Here is a 19007-nt window from a genome sequence, read left to right as displayed (position 1 = left end):
CCTCGACACCTACTTCAACCTCGACCGCCGTCACTCCGCTCTCGGCTACCGCTCGCCCCACCAGTTCGAAACCGACCTCGCCAATCACCTACCTTAGCACTCTGTCCGTTTCGGCTAGACCGCCCCACACCTCCGCCGAGGAGCTGAGCACGGCCATCCGGCGGGCGGCGGCCGGGCGCACCTACTTCAACGCGGAAGTGGGCGCCACCCTGCTCGACCACCTCGACGTGCCCGCCAACCGCGACGAGGCGGCGCGCCCCGTGCCCCTGACCGCGCGCGAGCGGGAAATCCTGCAGCTCATTGCCGGGGAGTACTCCAACGCGGGCATTGCCGAAAAGCTCTTTATCAGCGAGCGGACCGTGGAAACGCACCGCAAAAATATCTTCACCAAAACCAAAGCCAAGTCCATCATCGGCCTGATCCAGTACGCGCTCAAGCACCGCCTGATCGTGCTCTGAGTGCCGCCGGCTGCGGCCCGGTTGGGGGTGCCCGGCCGCGGGTCCGCGAGTCGGGCTGGGTGCCCAGAACGCCGGCCGTCATGCCGAGCGCAGCGACGCATGACCGCTCAACGGGCTAACAGCTTACCCAAGCGGCTACTGGCCCCACACCCTAACTCACCACCGCGGCCAGGGGCAGGGGCATTTCCAGCGTAACGGTGGTGCCGCGGCCGGGAGCGGCATCGAAGTGGGCCTGGCCGCCGAGGTAGCTCATGCGCGTGGTCACGTTGCGCAGGCCGATGCCGGCCTCGGAGCCCAGCGTCTGGGGGGCGAAGCCGACGCCGTTGTCCTCCACCGTCACCGTCAGGTCGTCTTCGCCGCGCACCAGCTGCAGCGTCACTTCGGTGGCCTGGGCGTGCTTGATGATGTTCTGCATCAGCTCCTGAATCACCCGGAACAGCACGCTCTCGACCGTCGGCTGCAGGCGAATATCGTCGAGCCCGTAGGCCTGCACTTCCACGCGCAGGCCGTTGTCGGAGGGCAGCTTGTCGAGGAAGTCGCGCACGGCGGCGGCCAGGCCGCGCCGCAGCAGGGTGGTGGGCATCAGGTTGTGGGAGATGCCGCGCACCTCGCGAAACGACTCGTCGACGGTGGCCACGGCGTTGTCGAGCAGCACCTGCTGGTTGCCGAGCCGGGGGCCGAGCTGCTGGCCCAGGGCGTGCAGGTTGAGCTTGGCGGCGGTGAGCAGCTGGCCCACGCTGTCGTGCAGGTCGGCGCCGATGCGGCGCCGCTCGTTTTCCTCGGCTTCCAGCACCGCCGCCGCCCGCTGCCGCTCCAGCTGCTGGCGCTGCTGCTCCAGCTCCACGCGCTGCTGCAGCCGCCGGCGCGCGTAGAGCAGCCAGCCCACCGCCGCCAGCAGCCCGCCCACCAGCAGCCCGCCCAGCAGCTGGGTGTTGCGCCGCCGGATCAGCAACTGCTGCGCCCGCAGCCGGGCCCGCTGCAGCTGCTTCTGCTTTTGCAGCAGGCGGTTCTGGGCTTCCTTCTGCTCGGTTTCGTACTTGGTGCGCATCTCCGTCACCTGCGCGGTTGTCTCGTCGCGAAACAGCGAGTCGTTCAGGTCCTGAAAGCGGGTACGCCAGCGCAGGGCCTGGCGGAAGTCGCCGGTGGCCTGGTAGAGGGTGGCGTAGCCGTCGTACACCACGCGCAGCAGCGGGCGGGCCTGCATTTGCCGGGCCAGCTGCAGGGCCTGCCCGTAGGCCTGCTCGGTTTCGCGGTAGCGCTTGAGCTGCAGCAGGGCGTCGCCCAGGTTCAGCCACGACTCGGCCTGGCCCTGCACGTTGCCCTGGGCCCGGTCGATGACCAGGGTCTGGCGGTAGTACTGGTGGGCGGTCTGGGGCTGCTTGCGCTGCAGGGCAATGGCGCCGAGGTTGTAGAGGGCCAGCACCACCACGCCGGAGTCGCCCAGCAGGCGGCCGCGGCGCAGGGCCTGCCCGAAGTCGGCCGCCGCCAGCGGGTACTTCTGCTGCTCCAGGTACACCGTGCCGCTGTTGTTGTACGTCACGGCCACGCCGCGCCGGGCGGCCGCGTGGCCCTGGCGCACGGCGCGGTCGTAGTAGTGCCGGGCCTGGCGCACGTATTCCAGGGCCGGGCCGTACTGCTGCAGGTTTTTGTAGGTGGTGCCCAGGTAGAGGTAGGCCGAGGCCAGCCGCAGCGTGTCGCGGGCGGCGGCGGCCAGGCGCTGGGCAGCGTGTAGCTGCGCGGCCGCCTCGGCCGCCTGGCCCAGGGTGTAGCGGATGCGGCCGGAGAGCAGCAGCGCATCGATTTCCTGCGGGCCGCGGCGCTGCTGCCGGGCCAGGCGCCGGGCGGCGTCCACCCGCTGCAGGGCTTTGTCGGGGTCGGAGGTACGCAGGGCATTGGCGTCGCGCAGCAGCAGGCGCAGCCGGGCCGAGTCGGGCGCGGCGGCCAGGCGCCGGTCGAGGCTGTCGGGCGGCGATTGGGCGTGCCCCACGGGCAAGCTGCTGGCTAGCAGCCCCAGCGCCAACAGCGTCCGAAGCCGGGGAAGAAAAACAAACGGCATAGCGTCGGGCACGGTGGGCGTAGCACACGCCGCGTAACAAGCCCACGCTAAAGCTACTGTTTACCTATATATATAACAAATTGTATTATGCCTGCTGGGCAGGACGATGCAAAGCCGAGCTGCCCGGCCGCTGCCCGGCTTTCCGGCAACGGCCGGGCGAACTGGCAGCGCTTCAGCCGGCAGGCTTGGAAAAGCCCGTCGCCCGAAAACAAGAACCCCCGGCGGGAAGGCCCGTCGGGGGAACAACGACCAGCGGGCCCCGGGGCTACTCTTTCACCAAGCGCTGCGCCACGATGCCAGCGGCGGTGTGCAGCCGGACGGTGTAGAGGCCCGCGGGCAGGGCGCTCAGATCGAGCGGGCCGGGCCGGGTGGCAGACGGGGCCAGCGCCGGCTGCCACACCACCTGCCCGAGGCTGTTCAGCACCTGCACCGTGTGCAGGGCGGCGGTGTTGCCGGGCGCGGGCGTCAGAACGACGGTACCAGTCGTCGGGTTGGGGGCCAGCTGCCAGCCGGCGGCGGCTGTGCGCGGGCGCGCCGCCAGCACGTAGGACTGGTAGTTGGAGTAGTAGGTCTTCTGCTGGTTGGTCAGCACGTACGCCGCCGCCGTTCCCGAGCCGGTGCGCACAGCGGCCTGCTCCTGTTGGATAATAAGGTCGTCGGTGGCGTTGTAAGTGGGCAGCGAGGCATGGCCAGCGACCAGGCGCCAGCTCCCGTTGAGCCAGGTTTCCGACCGGTAGCCCGTCAGAATACCGCGGCTGTTGTAGTCGTAAGACGTTTTTCGGTCGTTTACCCAGCCGGTGCCCTGCGGGGTTTCCTGCACTTCCACCGAGCTGGCCGTGGTGGGGGAATACGAGTAGGACGTGCGGGCCGTAAGCTGCCAGCTCAGGCCCGTCCAGCCTTCACTGTGCGTAAGAAGGCGGCGCTGCTGGCCATCGGCGCTGATCAACCGCTGCCGCTGCTCGTTCACCCACTGCCCCCCGTTGGACCGCTGAACCGTGAAGATATCCGCCAGCTGCATGCTCCCGATGTAGACATACTGGTAGCGAACAAACGGCTCTACCAGACCGGTCGTGGCGTTAAACGTCGACTGGGTTTCCTGCGTGACGCGGTCGGCGGCATCATACACCAGCACGCTTTGCGCCCCATACTGCGTGACCCAGGCGCCGTTGAGCCAGGCCTGGTTGAAGAAGCTGTCCTGCGCCCCGTGGCTGTTATAAGTCACCACCAGCCGGTAGTTGTCCGCCCAAGCCGCGCCGTTCCACAGTTGGTAGGTCTGCGTAACAATCCGGTTCTGGCTGTCGAAGGTGTTGACGTAGCGCTGTTTGTTCAGCCAGGCCGAGCCCGTCCACTCCTCCTGCCGAAATTCGCTGGTGATGCCCGCCGCGTTGCGAATGTAGCTGCGGCGCAGGCTGGGCCGTTGGCTGGCCGAATCGACGACCAGGGCGGCCACGATTCGGCCCTCGGCGTTGTAGGCGGAAGTTGTCACGGTTGCCTGGTCCGCCCACTGCCCCGCGGCGGCCACCCACCAGTACGTGGAGGAGCGCGTGGATACCCGAACGGTGGCCGATGCCTGCGCGCGGGCATCGGCGCGCGCCGCCTGGGCCAGCCACTGCGCATAAGGGTTGGCCGGCCGGGGCCGGCTCGTCAGGGAGTCGTCGGTCTGGGCCAGCAGGGGGGCACTGAGCCCCAGCAGACTGCACAAGAATAGTAGGGGTTGCTTCATGTGGATTGGGTTAGCGAAAGACGAAGGTAAACACCCGCCGCTGGACCAACCGGGGCAGCGGCGGGGAAAGGGGCGGCAGTCAGCGGCAGTCGAGCGCAAAAAAACACCCCGGCAGGAAACCTGCCGGGGTGTCTGACTGAGTTGCTCGTGGTGCTTCGGTGATTAGTCTTTCACCAGGCGGCGCACCACCGTGCCGCCAGTCGTGTGCAGGCGCAGCGTGTAGACGCCGGTGGGCAGCTCGCGCAGGTTCAGCTCCTGCGTAATGACGCCCTGGCGCACCGGCAGCTGGAGCGTGCGCACCACCTGGCCCACCGGGTTCAGCACTTCCGTTTTCACCATGCCCGTCGTTTCCCGCAGGCCGGCCACGGTCAGCGTCACGGCGCCGTGCGTCGGGTTCGGGTAGAGGCTCAGGGTGGCTTGCAGCTGGGCGGCCAAGGTGCTGGTCACGCGGGGCTGGAACCAGAGGAAGAAGCGCTGGCGGGTGGAGTCGGGGTGCATCGTGAACGAGTACACCGAGTCCAGCGCCAGGTCCTGCCGGCGGTTGAGCAGCCGGTCTTCCAGCAGCACCTGGGTACCGGCGGGCAGGTTCTGCAGGCTGGTCAGCACCAGCGTGTGCGGGCCGTTCTGGCTCACGCGCAAACCCAGCGGCACCACGCCGGCGGTAGCTAGGGCGGGCAGGCCGTTGATGCTCAGCGCGTCGGTGGCGGTTTTGCTCCAGAGGCTGGGGCGGCCGTTGCCGTTGAGCTGCACCTTGTAGGCGTCGTAATTGGCCTGGTAGCCGGCGCCGGCCTGCGGATCGAAGTAGAGCACCGTCTCATCGGCGGCGCCCTGGGCGTTGCGGGCCTCCAGGCGCAGCAGGGGCTTGGGCGCGGTGGCCGGGCCCGTTTGCGCCTGCCGGTCGAAGGCGGGGCTGAGGTACGCGGTGTGGCGCACGGCGTTGGTCATATTGACCGTCGCCGCCGCGGCCGTGGCCCGCACGAAGAAGCCCTGCATGGCGGCCAGGTCCTTGGAGCCGCCGTTCTGGCCGATGCCGTTCACGTAGGAACGGTAGCTACCGGTGTAGCGGCCCGAGGGCACGTACACGTACAGCGCCTTGTCCATACCAGCCGCGCCAGGCACCAGGTCCCAGTCGATGGGGGCCGGGTACGGGTTGCCGAGCAGGTTCCAGCCCGAGCCCGATTGGCCACCGCGGCTGAGCGGGATGTTCACCGCGCCGTTTTGCAGCACGCCGCTGATGTCGACGGTCGTCATCGGGTCGGTCATGGCCGAGTAGCCGCGCATCGGAATGAGGTTATCCGAAGCAGTCGGCACCATCCAGCCCCGGTCGAAGAAGTTGGTCGACGCATTCAGGCGGGTTTCGTCGTACTGGTAGAAGGTCGGGAACGGGTTGGCGGTGTTGCCCACCGTGTTGTAGGCCGGGTTCAGCTCGAAGACCGGCAGGTCGTCGGCAAACTCGTTGACCGTGGCCGAGCCCAGCTGCATCGGCGAGGCGTAGTGACGGTAGCCGGCCACCGGGCCGCTGATGTAGCGTTCCATCGTCGCCTGGCCCGTCACGAGGCCCCCGCCCACGGGGTTGACCACCATGGCGGTGCCCGCGGCGTTGGAGTGCAGGGTCAGGAAGCCGGCCGAGGCCAGGTTGCCGGTGGTCAGGGTCAGCATGTGGGTCACGCCGGCGGCGCTGCCCAGCGTGACGCCCGCGCCATTCTGAATTAGCAGGTCGTAGAAGCGGATGGGCGTGGTGGTCGTGCCGCCGAGGTTCTGGGCGGAAGTGCCCACGCAGTACCAGGGGTAGCTGCCCACGTTGACCAGGCCGCCGTTGGTGAGGTTGCCGTAGAGGTACACCGGACCGTTGCAGGTCAGGCCCACGGTGTTCTGCACGTTCAGCCCGTAGAAGCGGATCTGCGCCGTGCCGCCGATGGTCTGCGCCAGGGTGCCGGTGAAGTACACCGTCCAGGTAGCCGGGTTGAAGGGGCCGTTGCAGAGCCAGTTGCCGCTCACGTAGATGTCGCCGCCCAGCACGCAGCCCACGGGGTTAGCCCAGGTGACGTGGTGGAAGGTGGTCTTCGCGGTCGAGCCGGTGGTGGTAATGGTCTGCTGGGCCGCGCCGTTGAAGGTCACCAGGTAGCCGTTGCCCGAGAAGATGCCCGAGTTCAGCCAGTAGCCGCCCACCACGATGTCGTGCAGCAGCTGCACGTTCACGGCGTTGGTAATCTGCAGGTTGAAGAACGTGCTCAGCGCCGTGCCGCCGATGGTTTGCAGCACCGTGCCGCTGAACAGCACCAGCTGCCCGCCGTGCAGGAAACCGGCGTTGTTCACCCAGTTGCCCGTCACGCCGATGGCGTCGAGCAGGGTCACGCCGTCCGCGTTGTCGAAGGTGACGTCGTGGAAGCGGGTGTTGCCCGAGGTGCAGGTAATCGTCTGGGCCACCGTACCGAGGAAGCGGGTTTTCTTGCCGCAGCCGCAGAAGATGCCCGTATTCACGAAGTTGCCGGTCAGGTCCACGTCGTAGTCCAGGCTCACGCCCACCAGGTTGCTGAGCGTCAGGTGGTGGAATACCGTCAGGGCCGTGCCGCCGATGGTCTGCGCCACCGTGCCGTTGAAGAGCACCGCTAGGCCGTTGGCTACGAAGGTGGCGCCGTTGTTCAGCCAGTTGCCCAGCAGCGTAATGGCGCGGTCGATGCGCACGTTGGCACCCGAAGCCAGCGTGAGGTGGTGGAACGTAGTAGCCACCGAGCCGCTGATGGTTTGCAGCACCGTGCCCGAGAAGGTCACCAGCTTGCCGCCAGCCAGGAAGCCGCCGTTGTTCAGCCAGTTGCCCGTCACGAAGACGTTGTCGTAGAGCGTCACGCCGCCCACGTTGGCGAAGGTCACGTGGTGGAAGCTGAGCGTGCCCGAGGGGCAGTAGATGCCCTGGGCCACCGAGCCGTCGAAGAACACCGTGTGGGCACCGGCCGCAAACAACGCCAGGTTGCGCAGGTCGCCGCGCACCCGGATGTCGTTCAGGAGGCTTACCCCGGCCGTGTTGTTGAAGGTGATGCCCTGGAAGGCCGTCACCACCGTGCCGCCGATGGTCTGGGCCACCGTGCCGTTGAAGGTCACCAGGTAGCCAGCCACGCTGAACAGACCGCCGTTGACGAAGTTACCCGTCACGAAAATCGGCCCGCCGAGCGTTACGCCCACCGTGTTGACGATGTTCAGGTGGTGGAAGGTCGTCACGGCCGAGCCGCCGATAACCTGGGCCACCGTGCCGTCGAAGTACACCGTGTAGGTAGCCGGCACGAACACGCCATTATTCACCCAGCCGCCGCGGACGCGGATGTCCTGGGCCAGCGTCACCGACACCGTGTTGCTGATGACGATGCCGTAGAAGGGCACTACCAGCGCCCCGCCGATGATCTGGTTCACGGTGCCCGCGAAGGTCACCACGTAGCCGTTGGCCAGGAACGCGCCGTTGGTGGTCCAGTCGCCGAGCACCGTAATGGCCCGGTCGATGCGCACGGTGGCAAGTGGTGAAATGGTGAGATGGTGAAATTGTGAAAGCGCAGTGCCGCCGATGGTTTGCAGGGCCGAGCCGACGAAGTACACCCCATAGCCGCCCGCCACGAAGCCGCCGTCGTTCACCCAGTTCCCGGTCAGGTACAGGTGCGAGAGCAGCGTCACCGAAGCCGGGTTCTGGAAGCGGATGTTGTAGAAGCGCGTGTCGGCCGAGGCGGTAATGGTCTGGGCCGCCGCGCCGTTGAAGTACACCAGGTACGAGCCGCCCAGGAATACCCCGGTGCCCAGCCAGTTGCCCAGCACCGTAATCGGCTGCGCCAGCGTCACCGACACCAGGTTGCCCACGCTCACGTGGTGGAACACGGTTTGAATCGCGCCGCCGATGGTCTGGGCCACCGTGCCGTTGAAGAACACCGTGTAGCCGCCGTGCGCGAAGCCGCCCGAGTTCAGCCAGTTGCCGAGCACGTACACGTTCGTCTGCAAGGTCACCGACATGAGGTTGTTCCAGGTCACGTGCCAGAAGTTGTAAGTGCCCGAGCCGCCGATAACCTGCGCCGCCGTGCCGTTGAACAAGCAGGTGTAGCCCGTGTACACGCCGCCCACCAGGTCGTAGCCGTAGAAGGTGCCGTTGTTCACGAACGAGCCCAGCCAGCTTACGTTCTGCAGGATGCGCACCTCGGTATTGCCGCCGATGTTCCAGCCGTAGAACGAGAGGCCGGTGTAGCCGCCCACCGTCTGCACGTAGCCGCCCAGGCCGTTGAAGAACACCGTGTAGGTGCCCGGCGCGAAGCTGCCCGAGTACAGGTAGTAGTTGCCCGCCACGTAGATGTTCGAGGCCAGGCTCACGCCCGCCGCGTTGTCGACGTAGAAGTGCCAGAAGTAGGTCGTGGCGTTGGTGGTAATGACCTGGGCCGCCGTGCCGCCGAAGCGCACGAAGTGGCCCGTGGGCACCCCGCCGGTGAGGTAGTAGCCGTAGAACACGCCGGTATTCACGAAGCCGCCCAGCACGTAGATGTTCTGGTGCAGGGTCACCGAAACCGGGTTCTGGAAGGTTACGTCGTAGAAGTTTGTCACCGCCGTGCCGCCGATAATCTGCGCCGCCGTGCCGTTGAAGACTACCGTGTAGTTGCCGGCCACGAACTGCCCGTTGTTGATCCAGTTGCCGAGCACGTAGATGTTCGACACCAGGCTGACGCCCAACGTGTTGTTGATGGTCACGTGGTAGAAGTTCGTCACGGTCGAGCCGCCGATGGTTTGCAGCACGGTACCATTAAAGGCCACCGACTGCACGCCCACCACGAACGAGCCGTTGTTGACAAACGCCCCGCCCAGCCCGATGCCGGTGTTCAGCGTCACGCCGCCCGCCGTGTTCAGGATGGTCACGCCGCCGAAGTTCGTGACCTGCGTACCGCCGATAACCTGGTTGACGGTGCCGCCGAAGGTCGTCACGTAGGTGCCGCCCACGAATGAGTTGCTCGTGGCCCCGTTGTTGGTCCAGTTGCCCAGCACGTAGATGTTCTGGTTGAGCGTCAGCCCGCCCAGGGTGTTCGACACCACGACCGAGTAGAAGTTCGTGACGGCCGAGCCGCCGATGAACTGCGCCACCGAGCCGTTGAAGTTCACGAAATACGAGCCGCCGATGAAGCCGTTGCTGGTCGTGCCGTTGTTCACCCAGCTGCCCGACACGTAGATGTTGGTGCCCAGGCTCACTACCGCATTAGCGTTGATGGTCACGCCGCCGAAGTACACCGCCGTCGAGCCGCCCACCGTCTGCGTGCCGGAGCCGGCAAACACGTAGGATCCGCCCGTCACCCAGTTGCCGTTGCTCACCACGTTGCCGTAGATAGTCAGCGTCGAAGACACCTGGAACGAAGCGCCGTTGATGACGGTGATGTTGTTCACCACCGCGCCGGTGCCCGTCACAATCGGGTAGTACGTGCCGGTGCTGATAATCACGTTGCTGCTGGCCGTCGGGACCTGCCCGCAGGACCAGTTGCGCGCGTCAAACCAGTTGGTCGAGTAGCCACCCGTCCAGGTGTAGCTCACGGCCTGCACCGCCAGGTTGGTCCCGTTGTCGTTCGAGCTGCTGGTAGCCGGAGCCGAAGCATCCACCCGAATCCGGTAGCCAGTGCCCACGGCCGCGCCGGCCGGAATCGAGGCCGAAACCGAGCCGCTGACGCCGGTGCCGCTCAGGCTGAGCGTGCCGATGCTGGTCGGCGAGGCAAACGAGCCGTTGGCATCTGAGAGCAAAGCCGTAAACACGTTGCCGGCGCTGAATACGCCCTGGGTCGTGAACGGTACGCTCAGCGCCGAGCCGGGGCAGTACGAGCCGCTGAACTGGCCCGTGGTGACCGAGGCCACCGGCTGGCCGATGCTCACCGTAACGGTGCGCTCCGTGGTGCAGCCGTTCTGCGTCACATTCAGCGTGTAGCTGCCCGCGTTGCTCTGCGTCGCGTTCTGAATCTGCGGGTTCGGCTGCGCGGAGCTGAAGCCCGGGCCGGTCCACTGCAGCGCGGCGCCGTTCGGCACACCAGCCGAAGTCAGCTGGATGGTGCCGCCCGCCGCTACCGGCGAGTTCGACGCGGCCACGACGCTGCCCAGGTTAGTAATGCTCCACAGCCCGCTCTCGGCCGAGGTCAGCGCCGGGTTGGTGCTGACGAGGCGCACCCGGTACAGGCTGCCCGTCACGGCCGAGGCCGGCACGGTCACGCCCACCGTCGTGGTGCCCGTGCCCGCGAAGCTGCGCGTGCCGATAACCGTCGGCGCCGCAAACGAGCCGTTTTCATCCGACAGCTCGGCCGAAACCGTACCGCCGGCCGTCAGGCCGCTGCCGTCTACCGTAAAGCTCAGGCTGAGGAAGTTGCCGGCGCAGGTCTGCCGGGCCGCGTTTGAGTTCAGCGTCAGCGTGGGGGCGCCGGGCTGCACCGTCACCTGGATGTTCTGGCTGGCCTGGCAGTTTCCCAGCACCGTTATCAGCGTGTAGGTGCCCGAGTTGGCCACCGTCGCGTTCTGAATCTGCGGGTTCTGCTGCGAGGAGCTGAAGCCCGGGCCGCTCCACTGGTACGTGGCGCCGGCCACCGGCTGAGCCGTCAGCAGGATAGTGCCGCCCGTGGCCACCGGCGAGTTCGAGGAAGCCATGGCCACCGGGGTCGGGTTGATGGTCAGGTTGTTCCCGTTGTCGTTGATGCTGAGCACCGCCGGGCTGCTGCCCACCACCCGCACGCGGTAGCCCGCGCCGGGCGTGGTGTTCAGCGGGAAGGTCACCGGAATCGAGCCGGAGCCCTGGCCCGTAAAGCCCACCGTGCCGATGCTGACCGGCGCAGCGAAGGAGCCCGTAGCGTCCGAGAGTTGGGCCGTCAGCACGTTGCCGGCGGCGAAGTTGTTGCCCGTCACCGCGAAGCCGATGTTGCGGGTGCTGCCCGCGCAGAACGCGCCGCTAAACTGCGTCACGCTCAGAATCGGGTCCGTGGAGGGCTGCACCGTCACCTGCGTGGTCGAGACCGGGCTCTGGCAGCCGCCCACCGTCACGTACAGCGAGTACGTGCCCTGGTTGACCGACTGCGTGGCGTTGGTGATAATCGGGTTCTGCTGGGTGGAGGCGAAGTTCGGGCCGAACCACTGGTACGAGGCCCCGGCCACCGGCTGGGCCATCAGTTGAATGGTGCCGCCGTAAGGCACCGGCGAGTTCGACGACGCCACCGCCACCGGCTGCTGGGTCAGGCTGATGTTCGAGCCGTTGTCGGTCTGGCTGGTCACGCCGGGGTTCGAGCCCACCAGGCGCACCCGGTAGCCGGTGCCCGTGGGCGTAGCCGCCGGAAAAGTCGCCGTCACGACGCCCGAGCCCTGCCCCGTGAAGCTCACCGAGCCGATGCTGGTCGGGGCCGCAAACGAGCCGCTGGCGTCCGAGAGCTGGGCCGTCAGCACGTTGCCGGCGCCGAATACGTTGCCCTGTACCGCGAAGCCGATGTTCAGCGCGACGCCGGCGCAGCCGGTGTAGCTGAACTGGCTCATCGTCAGGATGGGCTGGGCCGAGGGCTGCACCGTGATGCGCACCGAGGCCGAGTCCTGGCAGCCGCCGCTGTTCTGCACGTACACGAAGTACCGGCCGCTCTGGCTGGGCTGCGCGTTGGTCAGGTTCAACGTCGCGCCGCTGCCCACGTAGCTGGTGCCGCCGGCGTTGTAGGCCACGTACCACTGGTAGCTGCTCTGCCCGGCCGGGCCGGCCGAGAGCTGAATCGTGCCGTTATAGGGCACCGTGGTCTGCACCGCGGCCGCCGTGGCAATGGGCGTCGGGCGCACCGTCAGGTTCACGCCGTTGTCGGTGCCCGTCACGGCCGGGTTGGTGGCCACCACGCGGATGCGGTAGCCCGAGCCGGCCGGGGTGCGGAAGGCCACCGAGTCGGTCAGCACGCCGCCATTGGCGTTAATGGAGCTGCCGCTGCCGTACAGGCGGCTGGTCGGGCTGAATACCCCGTTGGCGTCCGAAAGCTGGAACTTGAACTGGTTGCCGGCCAGGTAGGCCGTGGTGTTCGTGGTGAACGGCACCGAAATAAAGGTGCTGGCGCAGAACGAGCTGGGCGACACCGTGCCCGTGGCAATGGTCGGCGGATACGCGTAGCTGGCCGCTGAGCAGGCCGTGCCGCCCGGCGTGGTCACGCAGATCTGCCCGGTGGTGCCACTGGCCGGCGCCGTCACCGTAATCTGGGTGCCGGAATTGACCACGAAGCCCGGCGCCGCGGTACCGTTGAAGGTCACGGCCGTAGCGCCCGTCAGGTTGGTGCCCGTAATGACCACGCTGGTGCCCGGCGCCCCGCCCGCGGGCGTGAAGCTGGTAATGGTGGGCCCGGCGCAGTTGAAATAGTAGCTGCCCGCCCCCGAAATGATGGCGTACTGCCCGGTAGAGTTCTGGATGACCAGGCGCACCACTCGCGCACTGACCGGCGTAGCCAGGGTGCGCACGACCGGCGTGGTGGTATTCACCGCGAAGCTGGCCGTGTAGGTATCCACCGTGGTGTAGGTGCCGCCGATGCTCGGGGCCGTCTGCACCAGCAGGGTGAAGTTGCTGGTGTTGCTGGGCGTGAGCTTGTAGCGCACCTCACTGATGCTCTGCGCGCTGCCCAGGTCGGCCTGCAGCAGGCTGCCGTTGTAGCCGTAAAACGAGTTGCTGGTGTTGGGCGAGGCCGGGTCCGCGTTGAAGGCCACTTCGACCAGGCCGTTGGTGCTACCGCCGTAGTTGTAGCTGCTGGACGGCAGCCCCGCCGCGAAGTTGGGGCTCGACGCGCAGCCGTTCTTCAGGAAGCTGCGCGAAGTTACCAGGCTCCACTTGCCACTGGCGTCGCGGGTGCGCACGAAGAAGCGGTGCTGCCCGTCCGGGAGGGCCGAGGCGTCGGCCAGGAAGCCGAAACCGGCCAGGTCCGGCGCCGGCACGGCCACCGGTACGTCGGTAGCGCTGCCAAAGCCGGGGTCGGTGTCGAAGTAGTACTCCATCTTGGTGATGCTGGGCGCGGCGGCCGGCAGCGGCTCGTAGTAGAAGGGCCGTGCCGTGGTCAGGCTCCAGGCGCCGTTGGCGTCGCGGCTGCGCACGCTCAGGGTGTGGAAACCCGTCGTGAGGCTGCTCACCGGCACGGCAATGGCCACGCCCGCCACGTCCAGGCCGGCCGTTACGGGCACGTCGGTGCCGCTGCCGAAGCCCGGGTCCGCATCGAGGAAGTATTCCACCTTGGTGATGTTCACCGCGGCGGCGGCGGCCGGCTCGTAGTAGAACGTGCGGCGCGTGGTCAGGCTCCACTGCCCGTTGGCGTCGCGGGTGCGCACGCCCAGCTGGTGGAAGCCGGCCGCGAGGCTGCTCACGTTCAGCGAAAAAGCCAGCCCGCTCACGTCGGTAGCCGGCGAAGCCACCGGAATGTCGGTGGCCGCGCCGAAGCCCGGGTCGGTATCGATGAAGTACTCGGCCTTGGTGATGTTGACGGCGGCCGTAGCCGCCGGCTCATAGTAAAAGGTGCGCCGGGTGGTGAGGCTCCATTGCCCGTTGGCATCCCTGGAGCGGACGCCCACGATGTGGAAGCCGGCGGCCAGGCTGCCCGCGTTCAGCGAGAATGAAACGCCGGCCAGGTCGGTGCCGGCCGTCACGGGCACGTCGGTGGCGCTGCCGAAACCGGGGTCGGTATCGACGAAGTACTCCACTTTATTGACGTTGCTGGCGGTGGCGGCCAGCGGCTCGTAGTAGAAGGTGCGGCGGGTGGTGAGGCTCCACGGGCCGGCTGCGTCCTTGGTGCGCACGCTCAGGCGGTGGAAGCCCGCGCCCAGCCCGCTCACGTTGGCCGAGAACGAGAGGCCGGCCAGGTCGGCCGCGGGGGTGCTGATGGTGATGGGCGTTGCGGCGCCGTACCCGGGGTCAGGCCCGTCCAGGTAGTACTCCGCTTGGCTGATGGTTTGGGCCGCTCCGGGTAAGGCGCTGCCAACGATGCTGCCCACGAGCAGCATCAGCAGCATTACCGGGCGCCACTGCCATCGGCCCCACCCCGCGTGGTGTCGGGTAGGGTTTCGCATGGCCGGTTAGTTGTTCGAGCGGGTGCTCAGGTTCACGTTCAGCGTGTTGCCGCTCAGCGTCTGGTTGAACTGGTAAATCGTCGGAATGGCCGGGATGCCCGACAGCTTGTAGGGCGTGTTGCCGCCGAAAGCGCCGATGTCGGTGCCACCCGAGCCGGTGCCGCGGGCCGGGTTGGTGCCGGCTTTCAGCAGGTACCAGGCATCGAACTGCGTGCTGCCGGGCGCGAGGGCAAACACCGAGGTCTGCGGCACGTTGTTCTGGTTGTTGTTGGCCGTCGAGAAGCCCGCCTGCGCGCTGAGGTTGTAGGAATAGATGTTGTTGTTGGGCTGGAAGGCGCCGGCGAAGTAGTTGTTGCGCACGTTGAAGTTGTCGATGTTGGTGTTGCTCAGCACCACGTTGTTGACAAACTCCCCGTTGGTGGCCGCGTTCAGCGAGACGCCGCCGCTGGAAATGATGTTATTGGTCACCAGCACGTTGTTGGCCCCGGCGCTGTAGGTGTACAGCCCGTAGGTGTAGTTCTGGCGGATGTTGATGTTGCTGGTGCTGGCCGCGTAGCCGGTGTAGATGTAGCCGCCCGGCAGGTAGTTGCGCTGCACCGTCACGTTGCTGGCCCCGATGTAGAGGTAGCTGTTGATTGTCACGCCCGAGAGCGAGGCGCCGCTGCTGCCCGCGCTGAAGTACACGTTGTCGAGGATGGCCGTGGCCGGGTTGGCCTGCAGGCCGGCGTTCAGGCCCAGGAAGTAGCCCGGGCCCACCACCGTCACGTTCTTGGTGAAGTTCAGCTGCCCGTAGCTGGTGCCCGAGGGCTCCAGCTGAATCACGTCGCCGGCCGTGGCCGCGTCGTGGGCCGCCTGGGCGGTGCTGTAGATGTTGGTGCCGGTGATGCCGGAGTTGTTGACGCGGCGGATGGTTTGGGCCTCGGTCGACAGCGTGGCGGCCGTCAGCAGCAGGCAGGTCAACAGGGAAGCGTACAGCTTTTTCATAGGAAAACGGAGAGTGTGTGGTGGCGCGGGAAAGGCAATCAGGCCCGGCGGCGACGCGGGCGGCGCAGCTGGCGCAGGGCGTAGGCGGCCCCGCCGGCCAGCAGCAGGGCGGCCCCGCCGTCGAGGGGCACGGCGGTGGGCTCGGGGGCGCCGGGCTCGGGCCCGCCGGAACCGGGCGTCTGGGCCGGGGCCGGCGTGGCGAAGAGTAGCGCCGCCAGTAGGGCGCCTGTCGGGAAGTACCGCATGAGCAGAACCATTGCGCAGAAGCACCACGGCCCGTTTTTTCGGGGCATGGTGCTTTGCTGATATAGTAGGTTTTTTCTGCGGTAAAATTGATTTTATCCTGCCCCGCTCACAATCCGTAGCCAGCGGCATTTTGGCCTACGGGCTAGTACGGAGGAAGGCCCGCGTGCCCCGGTCCCCGGCTGGGCCGGGCGCGCGGGCGTTCGGGAGTAAACAGCCCGCCCCGGTGCCGCGGCCAAGGGTGTGGCGCTTCGGCGGCGCGCACGCAATAGCGCCCGGCGGCCCCGCCGGGCGCTATTGCGCGCCCTTACAGCGGCCGCGCCGCGGCGCCGGGCGCGGCAAGGGCGCTCCGGCGGCGCAGCACCAGCTTGCCGATTTCGCTGAAGAGCACCGGAATCAGGCCCAGGCCGATGACCGTCAGCCAGCCGGGGCCGTCCAGCGGCCGCAGCTTGAAGGCGCGCTGCAGCAGCGGCACGTACAGGGCCAGCAGCTGCAGCCCCAGCCCCAGCACCACCGCGCCCGCCAGGTACCGGTTGGTCAGCAGCCCGGTCTGGAAGATGGACTTGTGCGGGTGGCGGAACGTGAGGGCGAAGAGCAGCTGGCAGGCCACGATGGTCATAAAGGCCATGGTGCGGGCGTAAAGCGTCACGGCGGTGGGCACGGCCGCGGCGAAGGGGCTGTAGCCGTGCTCGTAGAAGCCGAACCAGAAGGCAAACAGCGTGAGCAGCCCGATGAGCAGCCCGCCCGTGGCCACGCGCCAGCCCGCGCCGTGGGCAAAAAAGCTTTCCCGGGGCTGGCGCGGCCGCTCCTGCATCACGTCCGGGTCGCCGGGGTCCATGCCCAGGGCAATGGCCGGCAGCGTGTCGGTGAGCAGGTTGATCCACAGCAGCTGGGTGGGCAGCAGGGGCGCGGGCATCCCCGCCAGAATGCTGGCAATCATGGCTACGACCTCGCCCGCGTTGCTGGCCAGCAGGAAAATGACCGCCTTCTTGATGTTGTTGTAGATGTTGCGCCCCTGCTCGATGGCCGAAATGATGGTGGCGAAGTTGTCGTCGGTCAAAATCATGTCGGCCGCGTTGCGGGCCACGTCGGTGCCGCTCAGGCCCATGGCCACGCCGATGTCGGCCGCGCTGAGCGAGGGCGCGTCGTTTACCCCGTCGCCGGTCATCGACACCACGTTGCCCCGCGCCCGGAAGGCCCGCACGATGCGCACCTTGTGCTCGGGCGACACGCGCGCAAACACCCGGTAATCGGCAATGCGCCGGTGCAGCTCCTCGTCGGGGTAGCGGCTCACGTCCTCGCCCGTCACGGCCTGCCCCGGGTCGTGGGCAATGCCCAGGTCGCGGGCAATGGCGAAGGCCGTGTGCCGATGGTCGCCGGTAATCATCACGGTGGTAATGCCCGCGCCGGCGGCCTGCCGGATGGCGTCGCGCACTTCGGCGCGCGGCGGGTCCATCATGCCCACCAGGCCCAGCAGCACCAGGTTCTGCTCCATCTCCGCGGGCGGCACCGGGTGGTCGACGGGCCGGTAGGCGGCGGCCAGGGTGCGCAGGGCCTGGTCCGCCATCCGCTCGGTGGCCCGCTGCACCGCGGTGCGGTGGGCGTCGGTCAGGGGCACATCCCGGCCGTTTTCGCGCACGTGGGTGCAGCGCGGCAGCAGGCTATCGATGGCGCCCTTGGTGAATACGCGCAGCTGCCCGGCCTCGTCGGTGAGCGTCGACATCAGCTTGCGGTCCGACTCGAAGGCCCGCTCACCTACGCGCGGGTTGCGCTCGGTGAGCTGCCGGCGGTCGAGGCCGAGCTGGTCGCCGAACACGAGCAGGGCAATTTCGGTGGGGTCGCCGGTGCCCTGGCCGTCGGCGTAGGTGGCGTCGGAGCACAGGATCAGGGCCTGGGCCAGCAGGTCGGCTTGCGCGGGCAGCTCCGGGGCCTGGCCCTCGCCCACGGCCAGGTCGGCGGCGGCGTCCGGCAGAAAGCAGCGCGTCACGGTCATGCGGTTCTGGGTGAGCGTGCCGGTTTTGTCGGAGCACACCACGTTCACCGAGCCCAGGGTTTCGACGGCCGGCAGCCGCCGGATGATGGCGTGGCGCTTCGACATGGCCGTGACGCCGAGGGAGAGGACCACCGCCACGATGGCCGCCAGCCCCTCCGGGATGGAGGCCACCGCCAGCGACACGGCCGTCAGGAACATATCGAGCAGGTCGCGGCCCTGCAGATAGCCAATGCCGAACATCAGCACGCAGATGCCCACGGCCACCTGGCCCAGGGTTTTGCCGAGCTGGTGCAGGCGCCGCTCCAGCGGGGTCTGGCTGGCTTCTTCCTCGTCGAGGATGGTGGCAATCTTGCCCACTTCGGTGCGCATGCCGGTGGCCGTGACCACGCCCGTGCCCCGCCCGTAGGATACCAGCGTCGACATAAAGGCGGCGTTGCACCGGTCACCCAGGGGCGTGTCGGCGGCGGGCAGCACCGCCCGCGCGTCCTTGGTGGCCGGCACCGATTCGCCGGTCAGCGCCGATTCCTCGATCTGCAGGTTGGCCGATTCCAGCAGGCGCACGTCGGCCGCCACGAAACGGCCGGCGTCGAGCACCAGCACGTCGCCGGGCACCACGGCGGCCGAGTCGATTTCGCGCACCTGCCCGTCGCGGCGCACCAGGGCCCGGGGCGTGGCCAGCTGGCGCAGCGCTTCGAGGGCGTTGCCGGCCTTCACTTCCTGCACCACGCCCAGCCCGGCGTTGACGAAGATGACCACCAGGATGATAACGGCGTCGACGTACTCGCCCAAAAAGGCCGTGATGACGACGGCCCCGAACAGCACGTAGATCAGCGCGTCGTTCAGCTGGGCCAGCAGCAGCTGCAGCACGGTTTTGGGCTGGCGGCCCCGCAGCTGATTCGGGCCGTAGCGGGCCAGTCGCGCCTGGGCTTCGGCCGTGGTGAGGCCGGTGGCCGGATCAACGGCCAGTTCCTGCAGCGTATCGGCGATGGACGAGGCAACGGACATGGGCGGGGGGAAGACGGTGAAACCAGAACACTGCCGGCCGGGTGCTGCCTGCACAGGTGGTACGCCAGGGGCGGGGCGCCGTCCTAAGATATACGGTCGGCGCCGGCCAGCTGCCACTCGCTTTGCCGCGACGCGGCCGGCCTTCGATTCATCAATGTTAGCAAGCACGCCGGCCAGCGGGCCGGCCCCCGGTTTCCGTGGATTATCGATTGTGTGAGCGGCCTGAAGTTGCTGATTCGGAGATGCCCGCCGCGCCGCTGCCGGGGCGCAGCAGGGTGGGAGTGAGGGCCAAGCTTCGATACCGGACAAGGCAAAAGCCCGCTGAATGAGCCGAAACCGCGCTGTCGGCGCGGTAAAGCGGCAAATTCAGGCCGGGGCTTGATGGCGGGGGAAAGGTTGAAGGCGCGGCCACCGGAGCGAAACAGGCCCCAGTGCCGCGCCCCGAAGCGCGGATGCGGGCTTGTGACAAGATCATATAAGGATTGGAGAACGGCGTATACA

7 protein-coding genes are annotated in these 19007 nt (G+C 67.6%); 1 reads left to right on the top strand and 6 read right to left on the bottom strand.

Translation table 11 applies throughout. From position 1 onward, the window contains the following. Positions 1–458, top strand: a 458-nt coding sequence (locus tag DLM85_RS07720; RefSeq protein ID WP_243635881.1) for a response regulator transcription factor, incomplete at its 5' end; no start/stop codon positions are given. A gap of 151 nt (positions 459–609) precedes the next feature. On the opposite strand, the gene DLM85_RS07715 is transcribed toward DLM85_RS07720, so the two are convergent. The 6 genes from DLM85_RS07715 to DLM85_RS07690 all read right to left on the bottom strand — a co-directional run bounded on the left by DLM85_RS07715 (position 610) and on the right by DLM85_RS07690 (position 18506). Further along, positions 610–2445, bottom strand: coding sequence for a tetratricopeptide repeat-containing sensor histidine kinase (locus DLM85_RS07715; protein WP_133256954.1), 1836 nt, complete (start codon positions 2443–2445; stop codon positions 610–612). 334 nt (positions 2446–2779) lie between these two features. Beyond that, on the bottom strand, positions 2780–4237 hold the full coding sequence (locus DLM85_RS07710) for a T9SS type A sorting domain-containing protein (RefSeq protein WP_111477451.1): 1458 nt from the start codon (positions 4235–4237) through the stop codon (positions 2780–2782). A 162-nt stretch (positions 4238–4399) separates the two neighbouring features. Beyond that, complete coding sequence (locus tag DLM85_RS07705; RefSeq protein ID WP_133256953.1) at positions 4400–14281, bottom strand: T9SS type A sorting domain-containing protein; 9882 nt, start codon at positions 14279–14281, stop codon at positions 4400–4402. Positions 14282–14287: 6 nt separating this feature from the next. Beyond that, positions 14288–15265, bottom strand: coding sequence for a hypothetical protein (locus tag DLM85_RS07700; RefSeq protein ID WP_111477449.1), 978 nt, complete (start codon positions 15263–15265; stop codon positions 14288–14290). Positions 15266–15303: 38 nt separating this feature from the next. Continuing rightward, entirely contained in the window at positions 15304–15522 is a 219-nt protein-coding gene (locus tag DLM85_RS07695; protein WP_243635880.1) for a PID-CTERM protein-sorting domain-containing protein, read from the bottom strand. 293 nt (positions 15523–15815) lie between these two features. Continuing rightward, the gene (locus DLM85_RS07690; protein ID WP_111477448.1) at positions 15816–18506 is read right to left on the bottom strand and encodes a cation-translocating P-type ATPase; all 2691 of its coding nucleotides are present in this window, start codon (positions 18504–18506) and stop codon (positions 15816–15818) included. Between the last annotated feature and the right edge of the window lie 501 nt (positions 18507–19007).

The sequence above is a fragment of the Hymenobacter edaphi genome, from assembly GCF_003258365.1.
Taxonomy (GTDB): Bacteria; Bacteroidota; Bacteroidia; order Cytophagales; family Hymenobacteraceae; genus Solirubrum; species Solirubrum edaphi.
The sequence above is the reverse complement of the archived record's forward strand: the minus strand, read 5'-3'. Positions and strand labels throughout refer to the sequence as shown.